14 protein-coding genes and 1 pseudogene are annotated in these 19,728 nt (G+C 60.2%); 5 read left to right on the top strand and 10 right to left on the bottom strand.

The annotated features are described in order from the left end of the window. Positions 1–495, top strand: a complete 495-nt coding sequence (locus X739_RS144385; protein WP_023795357.1) for a Rab family GTPase — start codon at positions 1–3, stop codon at positions 493–495. Between the two features lie 3 nt (positions 496–498). After that, the gene (locus X739_RS144390; protein ID WP_023770958.1) at positions 499–1,569 is read left to right on the top strand and encodes an adenylate/guanylate cyclase domain-containing protein; all 1,071 of its coding nucleotides are present in this window, start codon (positions 499–501) and stop codon (positions 1,567–1,569) included. A 114-nt stretch (positions 1,570–1,683) separates the two neighbouring features. On the opposite strand, the gene X739_RS144395 is transcribed toward X739_RS144390, so the two are convergent. Together X739_RS144395 and X739_RS144400 are read right to left on the bottom strand one after the other, a co-directional pair. Continuing rightward, positions 1,684–2,364, bottom strand: a complete 681-nt coding sequence (locus tag X739_RS144395; protein ID WP_023770957.1) for a redoxin domain-containing protein — start codon at positions 2,362–2,364, stop codon at positions 1,684–1,686. A gap of 18 nt (positions 2,365–2,382) precedes the next feature. After that, complete coding sequence (locus X739_RS144400) at positions 2,383–5,682, bottom strand: adenylate/guanylate cyclase domain-containing protein (protein WP_023770956.1); 3,300 nt, start codon at positions 5,680–5,682, stop codon at positions 2,383–2,385. Between the two features lie 239 nt (positions 5,683–5,921). Between X739_RS144400 and X739_RS144405 the strand changes: the two genes are divergently transcribed. Further along, on the top strand, positions 5,922–7,694 hold the full coding sequence (locus tag X739_RS144405; RefSeq protein WP_023770955.1) for an adenylate/guanylate cyclase domain-containing protein: 1,773 nt from the start codon (positions 5,922–5,924) through the stop codon (positions 7,692–7,694). 22 nt (positions 7,695–7,716) lie between these two features. Here the strand turns inward: X739_RS144405 and X739_RS144410 are convergent, their stop codons facing one another. Next, positions 7,717–9,045 (bottom strand): hypothetical protein, encoded by a 1,329-nt coding sequence (locus X739_RS144410; protein ID WP_245273915.1) that lies wholly within the window; start codon positions 9,043–9,045, stop codon positions 7,717–7,719. Positions 9,046–9,471: 426 nt separating this feature from the next. Here X739_RS144410 and X739_RS01000000166395 point away from each other — a divergent pair. Beyond that, a pseudogene (locus X739_RS01000000166395) lies at positions 9,472–9,816 on the top strand (helix-turn-helix domain-containing protein). Here the strand turns inward: X739_RS01000000166395 and X739_RS144415 are convergent. Both X739_RS144415 and X739_RS144420 read right to left on the bottom strand, forming a co-directional pair. Further along, complete coding sequence (locus X739_RS144415; protein WP_023782156.1) at positions 9,813–10,334, bottom strand: GNAT family N-acetyltransferase; 522 nt, start codon at positions 10,332–10,334, stop codon at positions 9,813–9,815. The pseudogene X739_RS01000000166395 and the gene X739_RS144415 overlap by 4 nt on opposite strands. Before the next feature lie 75 nt (positions 10,335–10,409). After that, a complete protein-coding gene (locus tag X739_RS144420; protein WP_023795355.1) occupies positions 10,410–11,264 on the bottom strand; it encodes a hypothetical protein in 855 nt (284 codons plus the stop codon). Positions 11,265–11,438: 174 nt separating this feature from the next. Between X739_RS144420 and X739_RS144425 the strand changes: the two genes are divergently transcribed. Continuing rightward, positions 11,439–12,854 carry an adenylate/guanylate cyclase domain-containing protein gene (locus tag X739_RS144425; protein ID WP_023770953.1) on the top strand — a complete coding sequence of 472 codons (1,416 nt, stop codon included), beginning with the start codon at positions 11,439–11,441 and terminating at the stop codon, positions 12,852–12,854. Between the two features lie 129 nt (positions 12,855–12,983). Here the strand turns inward: X739_RS144425 and X739_RS144430 are convergent, their stop codons facing one another. From X739_RS144430 to X739_RS144450, 5 genes are all read right to left on the bottom strand, one after another. Then, positions 12,984–13,463 (bottom strand): class I SAM-dependent methyltransferase, encoded by a 480-nt coding sequence (locus X739_RS144430; protein WP_023770952.1) that lies wholly within the window; start codon positions 13,461–13,463, stop codon positions 12,984–12,986. A gap of 175 nt (positions 13,464–13,638) precedes the next feature. After that, positions 13,639–14,820 carry an ABC transporter permease gene (locus tag X739_RS144435; RefSeq protein WP_031252190.1) on the bottom strand — a complete coding sequence of 394 codons (1,182 nt, stop codon included), beginning with the start codon at positions 14,818–14,820 and terminating at the stop codon, positions 13,639–13,641. After that, the gene (locus tag X739_RS144440; RefSeq protein WP_023770950.1) at positions 14,817–15,815 is read right to left on the bottom strand and encodes an ABC transporter permease; all 999 of its coding nucleotides are present in this window, start codon (positions 15,813–15,815) and stop codon (positions 14,817–14,819) included. The genes X739_RS144435 and X739_RS144440 overlap by 4 nt, the downstream gene beginning before the upstream one ends. A gap of 2 nt (positions 15,816–15,817) precedes the next feature. Continuing rightward, positions 15,818–17,716 (bottom strand): ABC transporter substrate-binding protein, encoded by a 1,899-nt coding sequence (locus X739_RS144445; protein ID WP_023795353.1) that lies wholly within the window; start codon positions 17,714–17,716, stop codon positions 15,818–15,820. Then, on the bottom strand, positions 17,713–19,608 hold the full coding sequence (locus X739_RS144450; RefSeq protein WP_023770948.1) for an ABC transporter ATP-binding protein: 1,896 nt from the start codon (positions 19,606–19,608) through the stop codon (positions 17,713–17,715). The genes X739_RS144445 and X739_RS144450 overlap by 4 nt, the downstream gene beginning before the upstream one ends. Positions 19,609–19,728: the final 120 nt, after the last annotated feature.

Raw genomic sequence — 19,728 nt, 5'->3', positions numbered from 1 at the left:
ATGTTGCAAAAAAAGATCTGCATGCTGGGCGGGTTCGCTGTCGGAAAGACGAGTCTGGTTCGCAGGTTTGTGCAAAGCATTTTTTCAGAAACCTACCTGACCACGGTGGGGGTGAAAATTGACAAGAAGAATGTCGCACTCCCGGATAAAACCGTGGATCTGATTTTGTGGGACTTGGCCGGGGAAGACGACATCGGCTCATTCCGCGTCAGCTATGTTCGAGGTGCAACCGGGCTTGTGCTAGTCGTCGATGGAACCCGCGCTGCGACGCTTGCCGTGGCGCTCACGCTGCGCGAACGGGCCGAGGCCGAATTCGGCGCCATGCCGTTCATAGTGCTGATCAACAAATCCGATCTGGCCGATCGGTGGGCAATATCGGATAGAGATATCAACGAACTTAGGCAGCGTGGATGGCAAATCTATCTAACGAGTGCGCTCTCGGGCGAGAATGTCGATGATGCGTTTCGTCAACTTGCTTTGATGGTAACCAAGTAGACCATGCATGGATTGCCGAAAGAAGTTAGCAGTTGGATTTTCAACTTCTTCTACAATGGGAACTCCGTCGCGTATCTAAAAATCGACACTCAGCTTTGCGTGGCTGCGAAGGGCGGTAATGTTGAGCATTACGGGCTCTCATCGCTTCGCATTGGCGAGCCTGTTGCCGAGCAGCTTGAATTCATGGAAGGTTTGCTGCCTTGCCCGGAGCTTCCATTTCACATTGCCATGGTCGAACTGCCCGGAGGGCGTGTCGCCGACCTTCATTTTTTTGCCGATAATGCCTGCGTGTGGCTGCTCTTTCTTGACGCCACCGCCGAACGCGACAATAGGCAGCGGCTTCAACAAAAGGCTTATGAAATGACCCTCCTGCAAGAGAGGGAGCGTCAACTCAACGAGAAATTACAAGCGACGAACGAGGCGTTGAGGAAGAGCCAGGAGGGATTGGCGCGTGAATACCATCGCGCCGAAACCCTGCTCCTCAACATTCTTCCGGCGTCAATCGCGGAGCGGTTAAAGGCGCACAAAAAAATTGCTGACAACCACGCAGAAGTGAGCGTGCTTTTTGCCGACATAGTCGGTTTTACAGAACGAGCGCGGAGCGTCGGAGCCGTAACGACGCTGGCAATTTTAAATTACTTCTTCAAGGCGGCGGATCGGCTCTCGGAACGATACGGGTGCGAGAAGATCAAGACAATCGGCGATTGTGTGATGGTGGTCGCCGGCCTGCCCACGGCGCGACCCGATCATGCAAAGGCACTTGCGCGCTATGCACTTGAGCTGCGGAAGGCGGTTAAGCGCGAACGCTTTTCAGGAGAACCGCTGAGACTGAGAATTGGAATTCACTCAGGCCCAATCGTCGCGGGCGTAATAGGCAAGAGACGGTTCGCCTATGACTTGTGGGGCGAGACGGTTAATCTCGCCTCGCGTATTCAAACGTCCGCGGAGCCCGATGAAATCCGTATTTCGGATGCAACTCGCCAAATGCTTGGACCAAATTTTTCTTGCGACCCACTCGAGGAAACGGAATTGCGTGGTACAGGTCGTGTGCGAATGTGGCGGCTCCCGGCCTGATTTGCCGCGCAACAGTGCCGATCCTGGAGCCAACGCATCTCAGTTGCCACGCGAAGCTTTGCCCCTGGCCTTCATTGTCCACATTGCAAATGCCAGCAATGCAGTCTGCGGACTCTATTGGGCGACTTGGGACACGGCTGACATCAGCTCCTGCGGGTTTGGCGCCCCAAACATGTATCGCCCACCCTCTGGGACCTCCGTGAAGCTCCAGCGGACGATCCCTTGCCGGTCCAGTAGGAACTGACCAATGAGTTGTCCGTGTCCCGTCGCCATCATCTGCTCGTCGGCTTCGGTCACTTCATAATTGTCCCTCTTGTTGAGGATTTCGGTGGCGGCAAAAGGATCCATGGGGCGAGGCAACTCGCTTGGCATGTCGACCAGCATATCCTTTGCCGCTGCGATCGAGACCTTGTACGGCCAGTTCGTCTCGTTTTGGGTGAATTCGAGATTGGGCAGTCCAAAAGCACGATGTGAAGCGCGTTCAGGATCTGATGCCGCAAGCAGATTCGGCATCGGGTGGTAGCGGAAATAGAGACGCGCCCGTTCGATCGGCGTGTTGACCACCGTCAGGCTCTCCACGCCCTTTTCGCGCAGCTCCGGATCAAGCCGCGCCTGAGCGGCGATATGGCGCCGGCAAAACGCACAATGCAGACCTCGAAACAGACCGACCAGCACCGGTTTTTGTCCGCGAAAGTCGTCTAGCGCGATCTTGCCATCCTGGGTAATGGCGTCGAGCACCAAGTTCGGCGCACGGTCGCCCGGTTGAAGCGGTATCAAGTCACTACGCGCGGACATTTCCAACCTCCAACCCGGCTAATCGAGAAAGGGCAGCACCACAAGCGCTTCCGGATCGAGCCCGTGCTGGGCGCATATACCCTGCGCCAAGGAAAAGTAGCGTTCGGCCTCGGCAAGATTGTCGAAGTCGAGATTAAGCGTTGCCAGACCATCATAGCACGGAAACAGCAGCTGGGGCTCGCCCGTTTCGCGGGCCACCTCCAGTGCTTCGTGGAACAAGCCAACGGCCAGTTCCGGACGGCCGTTGCACTGGTGGATCTGCCCAAGCACAATCAACGGCACCGGCAGGTGCTCTCGCTGGTCGAGTGCCCGGTCGATCTCGATGGCTTTCTCGGCAGCAGGCACGCCCTCTGTTGGACAACGATCCGTGAAAGTACAACATGCAACCGCCAGATTGGCGAGAAGGCGCGCCTGGAAGCCCAAATCACCAATATGGCGAGCGACTTCAAGACCGCGTCGACAGACTTCCATCGCCTGTGCCGGATCGATGGTCGTGTAAAGCACACCGAGATTGGTGTAGCCGCGACAGGCGGCGCCCAGCAGACCGGCGGCTTCGGCCAGTTCAATGCTATGCTCGACTTGACGCACGGCTTCACGGTTTCGCCCAAGGCGAGCCAGCGCGACAGCCTTCGTATTGAGTGCCTCGGCGGTTACGAGAGTGGCACCGCGCCCCACCTCGGAGACATGCTCTGTTGTCAGAGTGCGTACGCAATCCAACGCAGCGTCTGCCCATTTTGCCGCGAGAGCGTGATCTCCGCTACGGAACGCCTGTCGGCCACGTTCTTGCCAGAGATGCGCCTGCTCGACCGGAGCATCCGCTCCATCGAGGAGCGCCGCGGCCTCAGCGTAGCGGGATTCTGCTTTGTCCCGCTTGCCGACGTCCCAGAGCAGCCGACCGATCTTACGCAAAACTCGCGCCGACGCTACACGATCGGCCGACTCGCTGTATGCCTGCAACGCCGCCTCGTAATGGTGGTGCGCGATCTCGCGGCGGCCCGCCGAGCCGCTCAAATCGGCAATGGTCTCGGCAATTGTCAGTTTGAGCGGTGTTTGCCCGGTCGCCTCCAGCGCAGTCAGTGCTCGCTCGTAGAAACGAAGGGCGTCGTCGTTGGCGTATATCGTGCGAGCTCGATCGCCGGCCGCTTGCAGGTAATGCGCGCCCTTCTCCCGCTCCGCGCTCTGTGCGAAGTGGTGACCAAGCACGGTTAAATCCTCGAGCCGTTCCGGATTATCGCCGCACAGTCGCTCCAAGGCAGCACCTATGCGCCCGTGGATTTCGGTCCGCCGTTGCCGGAGCAGATTCTGGTAGATCACGTCCTGCAGCAAGGTTTGCGTAAAGCGGTAGCTTTGCGACGAGACAGAGCCTGATCCGGCAACTTCCTCGATGATTTCCGCATCGCAAAGCAGTTCGCAGCCGGCCTCTAGCCGGGCGGGGTCGGCTGTCACGGTCCTCAGAAGGGTGGCATCGAAGCGCGGGCCGATTACCGCGGCTTCCTGGGCCAACCGGCGCACCTCTTGTGGCAGCCGGTCGAAGCGAGCAAGCAACATTGCCTGGACGGTGGCGGGAATGTCGGTTGCGAATTCGCCTGCCACAGTCCGCCATCGCTGGCCCTCGCGCATCAGTACACCGCGATCGATAAGGCCGCGAACGATCTCCTCTACAAAAAGAGGGTTACCGCCCGCTCGGTCGAGGATCTGATCGACGAGCCCTGCTGCGGAGTTTACCCAGCTCTCACCGAAAAGAGCCGCCAGCAGGCTGTGTCCTTCATCGCTGTTGAGCGGCGAAAGCCTGAGCGCCGTGTGACTGACCCGACTTGAGTCGAGCTGGCCGCTCTCCGGCGCCGAGCGATGCGTGACCAGCACCATCAACCGCGAGCGTTCCAACCTGTCCATCACGAAACGTAGTGCCTCGAGCGAAACGGCGTCGGCCCAGTGAAGGTCTTCGACGACAATCAACAGCGGCGACAACGCAAGCCGCCGTTCGATGATGGTGCGGACCGCGTAGAGAATTTGGCGCCGTAACTGCTCGGGTTCTACATGCTGCAAGGTGGCATCGGGGTCGCCAAGGCCAAGGACATGGTAGAGCAAAGGCATCAGCCGCTTCGCCTCCTCGCCCTGCAGGCCAAGATCGGCAAGCAAGCCTGCGAGCTTCCCCCGCATATGGTCCCCATTGTCGTTTTGCATCATCCCGGCAGCACTGCGCACCACTGCACCCAAGGCGCCAAATGATTGTTCGCCCAGCGGTGAGCACGTGGCTTGTCGCACCGCGACGGTGCGAAATCGATCCTCGTCGCCGACACGGGCGGCGAACTCCTTCACCAGCCGCGATTTCCCGATACCGGCTTCTCCGACGAGGCGGACGAGTTGGGCCGAGCCGCCGCACGCCTGGTCAAGGCTCGCCAGCATTCTATTGAGCTCCGCAGCACGACCTATCATCGGCGCGCTGAGGCCGAGCGCCTCGAGCCCACGCGCTGCACGCGGCGCGGCAAGCGGTGCATCCAAACGATGGACGAGCACACTGCCAGCCTTGCCGCGAAGCACGACATCACCCATCGACTCGTAAGAGAAGGCATGCCGGGTCAGCCTGTGGGTGAGTTCACCTACCAGCACTTCACCCGGTGCGGCGAGCGATTGCAGGCGTTGCGCTGTATTCACCGTATCCCCCGTCACCGAATAGGATTTGGCGGTGCCGATGCCTAATCGTCCAGTAACGACGGGGCCAGTGTTTATGCCGACATGAAGTAATAGAGGCGAGCCGGAGTGGGAGGTGCTTTCACCCAGCCGCGCCGTCCGGGCGATCATGTCGAGAGCGGCGCGAAGCGCACGTTCCGGATCGTCCTCATGCGCGACCGGCGCACCGAACAAAGCGAGCAGTGCATCGCCGATGAATTTGTCGACGAAACCACCAAAGTTTCGCACCGCCGCCGTCAATTCCTTGAACAGTTCGTTCTGCAGCGATTGCATGACCTCGGGGTCGAGCTGCTCGCTCAGTGTCGTGAAGCCGCAAAGGTCGGCAAAGAGGACGGTTACCGTCCGGCGATCGGCGTCAGAGATGGGCTGCAGCCCTTCGTCGCTATCGATGTTGGTAAGCAGTGACGGAGTTTGGGAAGGCGACACAATGGTTCGGCTTGGTGTCGGAGCAAGCCGTTCGACGGCTTTTGCGGGTGCGCCGACGCTTGCCCCACACTTCGGACAGAACTCGAAATCAGGTGCGCATCTATAACCGCAACTGGCGCATGGCACGGGCTGGCGCTTGCCGCACCTTGGACAGAAAGCGTAACCGCCCTCAACCTCGAAACCGCAGCCTGAGCAGTCCATCGGGCCAGACCTCACTAGGGGCTGTGACGGCGTGATCTCCCTACGCAACTTCACGGCCAAGGTATTCACAAGCATGAACCCATAGCCGTCGGCGGGCAAGCGGCAGTGCAACTGCGCATCGAGCGATCGGCTGGGGCCTGTGGCAGCGGGCGGCCAAATCGGTTCTGCGTGGCTGTCGGTTGCGAAAGTTCCCTCTTGGTTCGGTCTTCCTGCTATCGTGAAGATGAGGAGACGGACCCTTGAGCGAGAATCGTAAGCTAGCCGCAATTCTAGCTGCGGATGTGGTCGGATATAGCCGGCTCGCGAGCGCGGATGAAGATCGTACATTGGCGAGGTTGCGGGCACTGCGCAGCGACCTGATCGATCCCATCATCGCAGTGCACCACGGCCGGGTGATCAAGCGCACTGGCGATGGGGCGCTGGTTGAGTTCCGCAGTGTGGTGGATGCCGTTCGCTGCGCCATAGAGGTTCAGGATGGTATGGTTGAGCGCAATGCCGGCGTGCCGCAGGACCGCCGTATCGAGTTCAGGATCGGCATTCATCTGGGAGATGTGGTCGAAGAAAGCGACGGCGACCTGATGGGCGACGGCGTCAACATCGCCTCGCGTTTGGAGGGGCTCGCGACGCCCGGCGCCATCTGCCTGTCCGAGGATGCCTATCGCCAGGTCAAGGCGAGGCTCGACCTCTCGGTCAGCGATCTCGGCAGCACACAACTCAAGAACATTGCCGAGCCTATCCGAGTCTATTCGCTACAAGTTGGCAGCGCCGGGACCAAGGCGGCCGCGGGCCCGGAAGCCGAGACGAGCCGGCCGGTTACGCCAGTGCCGCCGAAGCTGTCGATCGCCGTGCTGCCGTTCGCGAACATGAGCGGTGACGCCGAACAGGACTACTTCGCCGACGGCATCTCCGAAGACATCATCACGGCCCTGTCCAAGCTGTCGCAGCTCTTCGTCATCGCTCGCAATTCGTCGTTCACCTTCAAGGGCCAGAACGTCCGTGTGCAGGAGGTGGGCACGAAACTCGGCGTGCGGTATGTCCTTGAGGGTAGCGTACGCAAGTCGGGCAACCGGGTGCGCATCACCGCGCAGCTCATCGACGCGACCTCGGGCGGCCATCTTTGGGCGGAGCGGTTCGATCGCGACCTGACCGACATATTCGCCGTGCAGGATGACGTGACGCAACAGATTGTCGGCGCGCTGGCGCTTAGTCTGGATGCGGGTGATCGGCAGCGGCTAGCGCCCGAGTACCCGCGCAACACGGAGGCGTATGACTATTTCCTGCGGGGCAGGGAGCTGTGGCACCGGCTTAGGAGGGAGACGAACGTCGCGGCGCGCGACCTCTTGCAACGCGCCATCGAACTGGACCCGAAGTTTGCCTCTGCCCACGCATTCCTGGCCCTTACGCACGGCCTCGATTACCTGAACCGGTGGAGTGCGTCGCCTCCGGAATCGATGGCGCAAGCCGAAGAAGCCGCGACGCTTGCGGTAACGCTAGATGGCAACGATCCCTGGGCGCACTGGGCGCTGGCTATTGCCAGGCTGTACACACGACGACACGATGGGGCCATCGACGAGGCCGAGCGCGCGCTAGTCCTCAATCCGAACTTCGCCGAAGCGCACGTCGTCCTCGGCGAGGCGCTGTACTATTCGGGCAGATCCGAAGACGCCCTCGAGAGTTTTGCCCGGGCGAAGATCTTGAATCCATATTTTCCGGATGTGCTTCTGCACTTTCAGGCTTTGGCCTTGTTTCAACTAGGAAGGTACGAAGAGGCCGCTGACCTCTTGATGCAACGGCTGGCTCGCAACGCTGTTACCGACGTCTCGCGGGCGCTTCTGGCCGCCAGCTACGGCCATCTGGGCCGTTTCGCCGAGGCCCGGGCCGCATGGCAGGAGGTGCTTCGCGTCAATCCCGACTATTCGCTGGAATACCGTCGCAAAGTCCTGCCCTACAAGAACCCTGCGGATTTCGAACTCGTGGAGGAGGGGCTCCGCAAGGCCGGTATAGTGCAATGACAGGTGAGGCCATTCGGCCGGATCAGAGGCTGTAGGCTTGGCCGATCTTGCGCCATCGCGCATTTTCACGAACCAGTCTCAGGTTGTCGGTGGCCTCGGCGAGCGTCCGCGAACGGTATTGCCGGAGCAGGTCCGCGAAGAGCGCCCCTTCGGGGTGGTCGGCAAGCTGCTCGCGGACCGAGACCTTTTCATCGATGACCCGGGTGCCCCAGGCATTTTCCCTTACCTGCAGCTCCGCAGCCAGATCACGCTCTTCCGGTGCGGTTTCGTCCAACGCAGCCAGGAGGATCGAGTGGAAAAGCGCTACATAGCCAATCTGTCTCAGGCCACCGACAACCCGCACCCGGGGCAATATGGCAAGAACGAGGAACGTCAGGAACAAGTCCGGCAGCAAAACGCCGTCCAGCAGCGCCTGCCTGAGATGTGGCCGCTCGAACGGGATGGAAAGACCATGCGGCTTGTCAGGCTCGATCAGCTGCCCGTTCTCTAGAACGAGCTTGCGTACGCGCTGCTCGCGGATGCCCCAGAAATAGTCCGTGGCATTGGGCAGGAATCTGCCGAATGGGCCCGATGCGGCCTCTTGCAAGGCATGTTCGAGACGCAGGCGTCTTGCGGGTTCGATGAGCAGCCTGGAAAGAAGACCGCCGTCATATTGTAGATGCCGCGCCATGGCAGCCGCGGCGAGCCGATCATCGGTGAAAACCGGCAGGGCCATGCCGGAACGATCCCAAGTGGCGACCAGATCCTCGTTAAGCGCTGTCATGGCATCGGCGGCGGTTCCAAAGACCGTATCCTGGCTGGCAAGCAGTGTACCTAGCCAGCGGTTGGCATCCGTTTCATCGCCCACCGCTCCGAGCGCGCGCTTGTTAAGGGAGACGGGACCGGCCGCGCATGCGCTTTTGCGGCACAGCTTGTGGCGCCCCATGCCAAACAGGTTGATCTTGTCGTCCCCGACATCGAGCCATCCAGGCCCCTCCCGGCCAATTGTCTCCATGGTCATAGTCGTTCCCATGAAGCCGACGAAGGCTGACAGCCCGTTTTCGAACGCGCCGAGCCAGGCAAACAGGAGGGCATCGAAGGTGATCCGGTCCATCAGAAGCAGGCAGTGCAGACCGGACTGAATCACCGGTCTGTTCTCGAACTCGTCGAGGGCCTTGCCGATCTCTTCGGGCTCCATAGTTACACCGAGGCGCTGATGCAGGACTTCGCGCAGGATCGAACGGGCAGCGATCGCCGGGCCCGATGCAGGCCTTGCCACCGGCCGCCACAGATGGCGGGCGTAGTCGGAAACCGGAGCATTCCAGTTTTGCTCGATGTCGCGCACGACTTCCGGGCAGAGCAGCGACAGCACGGCCAGAATTTCCACCGGAGGTGCCGGGGTTTGATCAAGAACGCCTGTCATCATTTCCGTCTACCCGCTTGCGGGGCAAACGCCAAGTGAGAGTGGATCCGGCACGCATTGTCTACGTCAACCCCATGGACTGGTCGCGAGATGAGGCATTGAGCCTCGGATTGCGTGTTGTCGCTGTCCCGGCACTCCGAGGATACCTGCTGTCGACCGCCCTCGTGTCGCCAGCAGCGTTGGTCGAAGGTACGCCGTTAGGCCAAGAAAGCCGCCGCCGGACCTCAGTCTCGCGCACGAAACCCGCTTCGGGGGAGGGTCGCCTGAATCTGAGATGGAATGACTTTTCATTGGGCCTTGAGGGGTTAAAAATTGCGATCTGATCATGGGGTTGCCTTCAACTACAGCAGCCGCTTCTTGACCTGTTTACATAATGTGATTTCTGAATCTGAGGCTCTGCGTGACATTGGAGGGCTTCTCAGGCGGGCAGAGGCTCTCTGCTGCCATGACACAGGAACAGATCGCTGATCTGGCAGGGATCTCGCGCCTTCGCTATCGCGACATCGAAACCGGAGCCGCTGCGGCACGTGCGACAACGCTCATGAATATTGCTCGCGCGCTCGGTCTGGAAATGATGTTTTTTCCGCAAGCTGGGTTCCAGCCGTGCAGACCCTGCTGCGCTCGCATGATGAAGACGATCCACTCGCTGGATGTACGATGGCGAGACCAAGGCCGGCGCGTGAGTCGGCTGAACACCTAAGGCAAAACAGCGGATCTTAGAACCGCAGCCGGGCCATGCTCAGGAGGTCGCGGTACTGCCCGTCGGTAAAACCGGCCTTCACATGCCGGCCTTCGACCTTGAAATCGTGGCTGGTGTAGAGATGGATGGCCGGTTCGTTGTCGACATAAACGCTCAATTCGACCCGCTTCAAGGCGCGCCAGTTGTCGGCCACGTCAAGCAGTGCGCCAAGGATGGCAGAGCCGAAACCCTTGCCGACAAAGTCATCGTCTAGGCCGATATTGATCTCGCCGATATGCGAACGGCGCGGCGAGCTTTGCACGACCAGGCTGCCATGGCCGACAACCTTGCCGTCCAATTCGGCGACGATCCAGGTGGTTTCCTGGCCGGACTTGGCGATGCGCCGCTCAACCTGATCCACCGTCTCGAAGGGCATCCTGAACGTGCCCCAGCGGAAGCCAGGCATGTTGAAGATAGCGCAAAGCGCCTCCGCATCGCTTGGCCGGACGGCCCGGAGCTGCGGCTGGATCTTCTCGGATGGCGAGGTCGTGCTGGTCATGGCGTTCCCGGCGAAGGCAATCGGCCCGGCACGATGCACCGAACGTCACCTGAAAATCCAGCCGTCTCTGCAGCCCTATGCTGCCGTTTGCGAACCAAAATACCAGGAGGCGGTGTAGAGTTTGAAGGCGCCGCTGATGCCGATCCAGCCGAAAAGGGCGAGCCAGCCCAAGGTAGCAGCCGCCGTCCACTGGATCCGGTGCACCGCGCCGTCGGTGATAACGAGGCCAAGGATGGAAAGCAGGCCGACCAGAAACTGCGCTAGGCCTAGCACCAGCAATTCTTCGCGCGGCGCGCTTTTCCAGATGAGATAGGTGCCGCCAGCGCCGGCGAGGAAGATGGCGCTGTAGACCTGCGCGTGGAAAGGATCGACGGTCCATGGCCAGGTGCTGCTGACCATCAGGGGAAACAGCAACATGCCCAAACCATAGAGCCCAAGGATCGCCGTTTCCGCCAACATGTAGCTGCGCCATGCCGGGCTTGTGGTCACGCCATTTGCTGACGGACGGCCCCTGGCCCGCCACAGGAACAACCCGGATACTGCGACCGACCCAAGGTAGACCAGAAACCACAGCCAGGTCGCTTTTCGCTCGAGGTTGAAATAGCCGAGATTGATCAACGAAACCCCCGACACTATGAGGGTGAAGATGAAGGCCATGACCAGCACGAGCCTGCCCGGCGACCAGCGATTCCAGAAAAAGAGCGCCGCCATCACTGCCATTTCGGCGGTGTAGAAGCCGCCGAGAAAGCGGGCACTGAACGGCGTGACGGGCCAGGGCCAGCGCGGCTTGACCAGCGCAGGCGCGAAAAACAGGCCGGCGCCGACGATCAGAACGATTATGACCCCTGCCGAGAAAAGCCGTAGCGCCGCGGGAAATGGCGGGTTGTCGGATGTCGGCACGGGAGAAAGCCCCATAGATGAATTCGCCATGCACCATCATAGTGCCGCTTGCGGTCGGTGAAAATCCGCCGAATACAAATTGAGCTGTCATCAGATCTATCCATTCGAATGGCCGTTCGATCCCTTTCGACGTAAGATGGAGTGCGCGGACCGAAGACCGGTCCGGCCAACACGCCTCGAGGCGCATTTTCCGGAGCCTGCACGATGACCGAAGCTCAGGATCTGTTCTCACTTCTGCGGCAATCGACCGATGTCGATCCGCAGGCAATCGACGCGATCCGGCAAACCATCGCCGAGGGCAAGGACCGCGAGCTTTGCCGCATCAATGCGCTGGCCTTCGCCAGCAAGAATGGCCTCGACGAGGAACGCGCCATCAGCGCCTTTCTGCATGCAGCGCGGGTGGGCATCTTCGACATCTCCTGGAATGTTCTGTGCCCCGGCTGCGGCGGCGTGCTCGACACCAACGCCACGCTGAAAACCATGCAGAAGGACGAATATACTTGCGCGCTGTGCTCCGAGGGCTATTCGCCAACCCTCGACGAGATGGTCGAGGTAACATTCACCGTCAGTCCACGCATACGCAAGATTGCCGCCCACACTCCACATGAACTGCCGTTGGTGGAATATCTCCGCCAGATCTACTTGGCGTCCGGCGCCGATCTGCCGGAAGAGGATTTGGCGGAGAAGATGGAAGCGTTCTCGCTGGAGGATATCGAGCTTGCGCCCGGTGAAAAGGCGGTGCTGCCCATACAGCTTCCGTCTGAATTCGTCATCGTGTTCGAGCCGGTCACGCATTCAGCGCAGTTCATCGACGTTAAGGGCGAACCAACAAGGGAGCGCCGAAGCCTCTCCTTGGTTTTCGACCGCGACCATGTCCAAAACCAGACATTGGAGATGCAACCAGGCCCTTTGCGCATTTCCCTGGAAAACAGGACCGACACCCGCGTGCTGCCGACGGTCTTCATCGCCGGCCACGCATTGCATGATTTCCTGGGCAAGCGCCGGCCCTTCCTGACCGCCAAGCGCCTGCTCACCAACCAGACGTTTCGTGATCTCTATCGCACGGACACGCTCGACATCAACCAGCGCCTGAAGATCACCAGCCTGACCTTCCTCTTCACCGACCTGCGCGGATCGACCGAGCTTTACGAGCGGGTAGGCGACCTTTCAGCCTTCGATCTGGTGCGCGAGCATTTCCAAGTGCTGCACGAGATCGTCTCGGCGGAGGCGGGCGCGGTAGTCAAGACGATCGGTGATGCGGTGATGGCGACCTTCGCGACGCCTGATCGTGCGGTTGCCGCGGCGCTCAGGATGCGCGATGCCATGCGTGGGCTCAATGGAAAAAGCGGGCGCGAGGACCTGCTGCTCAAGATCGGAGTCCATGCCGGCCCTTGCATCGCCGTGTCCATGAACGAGCGGCAGGACTATTTTGGCCAGACGGTCAACATTGCTTCACGGGTCCAGAACCTGGCCAACGCACAGGCGATCTTCGCCACCCGTGCGGTGGTCGACGACAATCTCACCGCCGATCTGTTGCGCAGGAACGCGCTGACGCCCGTGCCTCACGAAGTCTCGCTGCGCGGCATTGAGCGGGAGATCGCGGTGTATACAATCCCCTGACGAATTTCAGAGCAATTTCAGGACAAGCATGAACGGTTTCCCGGGAAAAGCGCGTAACGCCTCCGCTTGGCAATTGCGTTAAAAACAAAGAGCTGGAGCAGCATTTCCGTGAAGCGCGCTTACGGCCGCTCACAAGCGCTTGCAGAGGAAATAACGATCGGCGGGCTCCGACGTCGGCGCTGCAAGGCGTTGCAGCAGCGGGTGGTCGAGCGGCGTGCCACTGACAGCGAAGCCGCCAACGCGAAGCAGGCTGGCGATCAAATCGGGAAGCCATGTGGCGGTCACTGCATCGCGGTCATCATAGCCGGTGCCGATGTCGGCATGAACAAGGGCGGCGTCGATGCCAATGAACTTGCGGCCCGTTTCGCGTATTTCGCCGAGCACGAGGTTTTCAGCTTCGGGAATTGAGCTGGCGTGTGCGCCGACTTCGCGGTCGAACACCACGATCCGGCGCCCGGGCAGGCGTTCGCGCAAATGGTGGAACGTCCGGCCATTGCCGAGGCCGAGCTCGAGCACCAGCCCTTCCATCTTCGCCACCTCGGGGCAGACGTAATCGAGAATGTCACGCTGTGCGGTCATCCTGCTGATGAAATTCTCGAGACGACTCATATGCTTTTGTGTGTCCTGAACCAGGTCAAGAGATCGGTAATGCCCGCGATTAAACTCCGATCACGCCTCGCCGCATATAGAGGCCGACGATGGACACTGCAACCACCAAACAGGCTGCCAACGAGGGTCGTACCGGGTGGACTTGGCGGCCCGGCGCGCGTCGGAATAGGCGATGTCATTTGTATGGGTCTGCGGCGTCCCGCAAGCCGTCGCCGAGGAAGTTGAATGCCAAGATGACGAGAACAACGGGCAACATCGGCAAAAGCAGCCATGGATAGAACGCGATCACGCTGACGCTGCGCGCCTCGGTCAGCAGGATACCCCAGCTGGTTGTCGGTGGCCTCAGGCCCAGCCCCAGGAAGCTCAGTGCCGTCTCGCCCAGGATCATGCCCGGTATGGAGATCGTCGCCGTCGCGATCAGATGCGACATGAAGCCGGGAATGAGGTGCCGCCCGATGATGCGGCTGCTCGTGGCGCCCATCAATTGCGCGGCCAGAACATAATCCTCCTCGCGCAAGGCCAGAAGCTTTGAACGCACGGCCCGCGCCAGTCCGGTCCAGTGGATCAGCCCGAGGATGACGGTGATGCCGAAATAGATCAGGATTGGACTCCAGGTTATCGGCATGATCGCGGCCAGAGCCATCCATAGCGGAATGCTGGGAATCGATTGCAGAACTTCGATTATCCGTTGAACAATCAGGTCGAAGATGCCGCCATGATAGCCGGCCAGTCCGCCGATGACGATGCCGAGCAGGAAGCTGAAACTGATGCCGATGAGGCCGATTGTCAGTGAAATGCGTGCGCCATAGATGATGCGCGAGAGCACATCGCGCCCCAGCCTGTCGGTGCCGGCCAGAAAGAGCTGGCCGTTTTCGGCAGGGCAGACGAAATGCGTGTCGCCTTCGACCAGGCCCCAGAACCGGTAACTGTCGCCCTTGCAGAAGAAACGAATACGCTGAACGTCATCGCGCTTCTCGCTGTAGTTCCGCTTGAGTGTGTCCATATCCAGCGTCATCTGGCGGCCATAGACGAACGGCCCAACGAACTGGCCGTCGTGGAACAGGTGCACCCGCTGCGGCGGCGAATAGATGTAGTCCATGTTGCGCGTGTGCAGATTGTAGGGCGCCAGGAACTCGCAGATCAGTATCCCGAAATAGAGTGCCACAAGGAATATTCCGGACACAAGGGCAAGCCGGTGCATCCGGAATTTCCACCACATCAGCCGCAACTGCGACGCCTGAAACACCTTCGACTGCTCCGACGTCATCGCTTCGACCGACTGCAGGTCAAAGGGGGCGATGGAAACGTAGTGTTGCAGTGGAGCACCCGGAGCGGGCAGCGGCGATTGCGTGTTCATTTGGTGCTGCCGCCCTGTAGACGAATTCGCGGATCAAGTAGCGCCAGCGCCAGGTCGGAAATCAGGACGCCGATGACCGTGAGGAAGGCGAGGAACATCAGGAACGACCCTGCCAGATACATATCCTGGCTTTGCAGTGCTCTGATCAGCATTGGCCCGGTCGTTTCCAAAGACAGCACGATCGCGGTGATTTCGGCGCCGGAGATGATGGCCGGCAGGATAGAGCCGATGTCGGAAACGAAGAAATTGAGCGCCATGCGCAGCGGATATTTGACCAGCGCCTTGAAGGGATGAAGGCCTTTGGCGCGCGCGGTCACGACATATTGCTTGTGCAGTTCATCGAGCAGATTGGCGCGCAGCCGCCGGATCATGCTTGCCGTGCCCCCGGTGCCGATGATCAAGACCGGGATCCAGAGATGGGCGAGGATCGACTTGGCCTTGGCCCAGCTCATCGGCTCGCTGAGATATTGCGGGTCCATGAGATGGCCGACGGACGTGCCGAACCAGATATTGGCGAAATACATCAGGATCAGCGCCAGCATGAAATTCGGAATGGCAAGGCCGAGAAGGCCGAAGAGAGTCAGGCCGTAGTCGCCCCAGCTGTATTGATGTGTGGCGGAATACATGCCGATCGGAAAGGCGATGAGCCAGGTGAAGATGATCGTGACGAAGGAAACCAGCACGGTCAGCCACATTCGGTCGCCGATGACGTCGCGAACCGGCAGCTCATACTCGAAGGAATAGCCGAAATCGCCATGCAGCATTCCTCCGACCCAGTAGAAGTAGCGAATGACCGGCGGCTTGTCGAAACCATATTCCTTCCGCATCATCTCGATGCGATCGGAATCCACCGCCTCGCCCTGAGCCCGAAGCTCGGAAACGTAGCTATCGAAATAGTCGCCTGGGGGAAGTTCGATGATAGTGAACACCAGCGCCGATATGATCAGCAGGGTTGGAACCATCACGGCGATGCGCCAGACAATATATCGAAGCACGCTCAGGACTCTCCAAGCCAGAATGTATCCAGCATATAGACACCGAAATAGGCGGTCGGGTCATAGCCGTAGAGTGCCTTGTCAGGCAGATTGCGCAGCCGCGAGGATACAAGTACCGGCTGATGCGTTCCGTTCACAGTGCCGATCGAAAACACCTGATCGGTGTAAATCGACAGCATCGAATTCCAGATTTCGGCGCGCTCGGTGGCTCCGGTCGATGCGTTCCACCGCTTGAGCAAAGCCATCAACTCGACCACTTCAGGAAGATCGGGCGCCTCTCCCATCGTGCCATGAGACAAATAGTGAGCACCCCAGAGCGGCCATTGGAGCTGGTCGTCGATGGTGGGGGCCAACTGGTTCGGGTTCATGTCGGCGGTCGGCACGCCATTGTCGATGCCCGACCACATCGACATCATTATCTGTCCGCCAAGTGCGCGGCTGCGGAAGATGTCGCGCTGTGAAGTTCGGATGAACAAAGCAATGCCGATCTTGCGCCAGTGATCGGTGATGAGTTCGAGCGCGTCGGTTTCCAGTGTGCTTTCGCCGGCCGTTTCCACGATGATTTGCGCCGAGCGTCCGTCGGGAAGTATCCGCAGCCCGTCATCGTCACGCGTCTTAAGCCCGACCTCGTCGAGCAGGGCATTGGCCTGGTCGGGATCATGGGCGATCCAGGCTTTCGCGAATTCCGGCCGATAGAGAGGGCTCTCCGGCAGCACCGTATCGGCACTTTCCTGCGCCAACCCGTAGAACACGGCCAAATTGATCTCGCGCCTGTCCACAGCGAGCGAAAGTGCGCGGCGCACGCGCACGTCACGAAAAAGGCCGCGCCACACCTTGTCGGAGCAATTCAGATTGGGCAACAGCGCCAGCCGCGAACCCTGTGTGCGTTTCCAAAGGTGCATCTTCACCGGGTAACGCTTTTCGGCATCCTTCAGGAAGGAGTAATCGCTGAAGTCAATTCCCATGCATTGCAAGTCGCTCTCGCCCGCACCGGTCTTGGCGGAAATGATCGCCGAGGAGCTGACATTCATAACGATCCGGTCGACATAGGGCAGTTGCCTGCCATTTTCGTCTGTTCGATGAAAGAAAGGGTTCCGCTCGAAGACGAACTGCTCGGCCGGCGGCTTGGTGCGGTTCTGCCAGGGATCGAGCGTCGGCAACTCCGGATTCTCCGGGCGGTATTGCCGCGACATGCGGATATGCAGGAGCGTCCATTTCTGGGCCCGGTTCTCCTTCATCAGGCCGGCGAGCCGGAATGGATCCTGGTACTTCTTGTGGAACTGCTTGAGATAGGCGGCCGGCAGGACAAGCGATAGCGGCGAAGCGGCAGCGAGCTTAGGCAGGAAGTCGGGATTGGGCGCATCCCAACTATAGCGGACCGTCAACGGATCGACGATCTCGAAACGTGGCGGCTTGCCGTCCGCCATCAGGGCGGGGGCGAGCCCGCCTTGCGAAAGCTCATCGTTCAGCCAGACATCTTCCCAGCAATAGCGAAAATCCTCCGACGTCAGCAGGCTACCGTCGGACCATTTATGCCCTTCCCGTATCTTGAACGTGAAGACCCGATCATCCGCAACGTCGAAGCGCTCGAGAATGTCGGGTTGCAAATTGAGCTTTTCATCATACCCGACCAGGCGAGAATACCCATAGATCGTCATCAGCCGAATATCTTTCTGGCTGCCGATGATGGTGCGCAGCGTGCCGCCATATTGGCCGGGCTGCCGGCCCATCGCAGCGAGATTTATCGCGCGCGGGTTCTTGGGCAAGCGTTCGGCGAGGACCGGCAGTGCCCTGGCCTTCAACAGCGGCTGAAGAAATTCCGGCTCCAGATCGCCTGCGCGCACCGTGCCCGGCAGAAATGCCGAAGCTATGAGCCCAAGGACGGTGCGCCGGCTGATCAAGGGCGTAACTCGCTGACATTGGCCGAACGTCGGGCCAGCACGAGGTGGCCGCCGCCAAGATCGAGCGGCGACAGCACATCCTCGTTGCCCTCGTCACGGAATTGCGGTCCCCATGCGCTGCTGTCGGAAGCGCCGCTGAGCTTCAGCGTCTTGAAATCCATCGGCCTGTCGAGATCGGGGAAAGGTACTGCGGCGACCAGCGAGCGCGTGTAGGGGTGGATCGGTTTCCTGAGCAGAATTTCGCGCGGCGCAAGCTCGACGATACGCCCGCCGCACATCACCGCGATGCGATCCGCCATATAGTCCACCACAGCCAGGTTGTGGGATATGAACAGGTAGGTCAGGCCCAGTTCCTTCTGCAGGTCCTTGAGGAGGTTCAGGATCTGCGCCTGGACAGAGACGTCGAGCGCCGAAACCGGCTCGTCGCAGATCAGGAGTTCGGGTCCCAGGGCCAGCGCGCGCGCGATGCCGATACGCTGACGTTGCCCGCCGGAGAAACTGTGCGGATACCGCTTGATGAAGCGCGGATCGAGCCCGATTGCCTGCATCAGGCTCTTGACCGTGGCGAGCCGGGACGCGGCATTGCCACGTTGATGGATTTCCAGCGGTTCGCTCAGGATGTTTTCCACCGTCATGCGAGGCGAAAGCGACGAAACCGGATCCTGAAAAACCATCTGGATCTTCGCGCGCAGCAGGCGCAGGGCCTCTCTCTCGCCTTCCAAGACGTCGATCGGCCCATCGCGGCCATTGAAGATCACAGAGCCACCGCTGGGGGTGACAGCCCGCATGAGGATCTTGCTGACAGTGGTTTTGCCGCAGCCGCTTTCGCCGACCAGACCCAGGCACTCGCCCCGCCTGATATCGAAGCTCACGCCGTCCACGGCGCGAATAGAGGTTTGCTGATTCCCGCCGAACCATCCGGACTTGCGGGTGGTGTAGACCTTTTCCAGATCCCTGACCGAGAGCAGGATGTCGTCCGCCCCTTTCGATCCCGGCGCCGTCTGCTTGCCGAGCAGGTTCTCGACATTCACCGGCACCTCGCGAAGCGCCTTTAGCCGTTCGCCAGGTTTCAGGTCGAAATGCGGAACAGCTGCCATCAGGCCCTTCAGGTAAGGGTGACCTGGCCGGCGGAATATCGCCTCGACAGGTCCCGCTTCCATGATCTCGCCATGGTAGATGACGACCACCTCGTCGGCGACATTGGCGACCACGCCGAGATCGTGGGTGATCAGCAGCATCGCCATATTCAGCTTGCTCTGCAGCTCGCGCAGCAATTGCAAGATTTGCGCCTGGATGGTGACGTCCAACGCAGTCGTCGGTTCGTCGGCGATCAACAGGGCGGGCCGGCAGATAAGCGCCATGGCGATCATGGCGCGCTGACGCAATCCTCCTGAAAGTTCAAAAGGATACATGTCATAGGCGCGCTTGGGATTAGGAAAGCCGACGAGGCTGAGCATTTCCTCGGTCCGCGCTTTGCGCTCTGCCCGAGCCATGGGCGTATGAATCTGCAGGGATTCGCTGACCTGGTTGCCGATCGTGTGCAGCGGCGACAGCGATGTCATCGGCTCCTGAAAGATCTTGCCGATGCGGCTGCCTCTCAGCGCCCGGATCTCGGGTCCATCGCGCGGCATCTGCAGGATATCCTGCGTCGTGCCGGGCTTTTCAGGATCCGAAAACAGGATACGGCCGCGAACATGGGCTGTCTTCGGCAAAATGCCCATCACTGCCTGGCTGAGAACCGATTTCCCGGAACCGGACTCGCCCACAAGCGCGGTCACCTTGCCGGGCAGGACGCGAAGATTTGCGCGCCTGACGGCATGCAACGGTCCCCCGATGATGGCAAAAGAGATGCCAACATCCTCGATCCGCAGTAGATCAACGCCCGAATTCATTTTCACCCCAGCCCTACTGCTGCCGACCCTGCCGGGCGGCAGACCCAGAAAGCGAGACTAGCGCATTGCCAGCCTAGAGCAACTTGGATTCGAAACGGGCGCCAGTGGCGCTATCCGGCG

This window comes from Mesorhizobium sp. LNHC209A00, from assembly GCF_000502915.1.
GTDB lineage: Bacteria > Pseudomonadota > Alphaproteobacteria > Rhizobiales > Rhizobiaceae > Mesorhizobium.
This window is presented reverse-complemented; position numbering and strand designations above follow the sequence as displayed.

What these genes read in the sequence shown, in the direction of transcription:
- X739_RS144385 (WP_023795357.1), top strand. Translation starts at nt 1, where the DNA reads ATGTTGCAAAAAAAGATCTGCATGCTGGGCGGGTTCGCTGTCGGAAAG.
- X739_RS144390 (WP_023770958.1), top strand. Translation starts at nt 499, where the DNA reads ATGCATGGATTGCCGAAAGAAGTTAGCAGTTGGATTTTCAACTTCTTC.
- X739_RS144395 (WP_023770957.1), bottom strand. Translation starts at nt 2,364, where the DNA reads ATGTCCGCGCGTAGTGACTTGATACCGCTTCAACCGGGCGACCGTGCG.
- X739_RS144400 (WP_023770956.1), bottom strand. Translation starts at nt 5,682, where the DNA reads ATGGACTGCTCAGGCTGCGGTTTCGAGGTTGAGGGCGGTTACGCTTTC.
- X739_RS144415 (WP_023782156.1), bottom strand. Translation starts at nt 10,334, where the DNA reads ATGACCAGCACGACCTCGCCATCCGAGAAGATCCAGCCGCAGCTCCGG.
- X739_RS144420 (WP_023795355.1), bottom strand. Translation starts at nt 11,264, where the DNA reads ATGGCGAATTCATCTATGGGGCTTTCTCCCGTGCCGACATCCGACAAC.
- X739_RS144425 (WP_023770953.1), top strand. Translation starts at nt 11,439, where the DNA reads ATGACCGAAGCTCAGGATCTGTTCTCACTTCTGCGGCAATCGACCGAT.
- X739_RS144430 (WP_023770952.1), bottom strand. Translation starts at nt 13,463, where the DNA reads ATGAGTCGTCTCGAGAATTTCATCAGCAGGATGACCGCACAGCGTGAC.
- X739_RS144435 (WP_031252190.1), bottom strand. Translation starts at nt 14,820, where the DNA reads ATGAACACGCAATCGCCGCTGCCCGCTCCGGGTGCTCCACTGCAACAC.
- X739_RS144450 (WP_023770948.1), bottom strand. Translation starts at nt 19,608, where the DNA reads ATGAATTCGGGCGTTGATCTACTGCGGATCGAGGATGTTGGCATCTCT.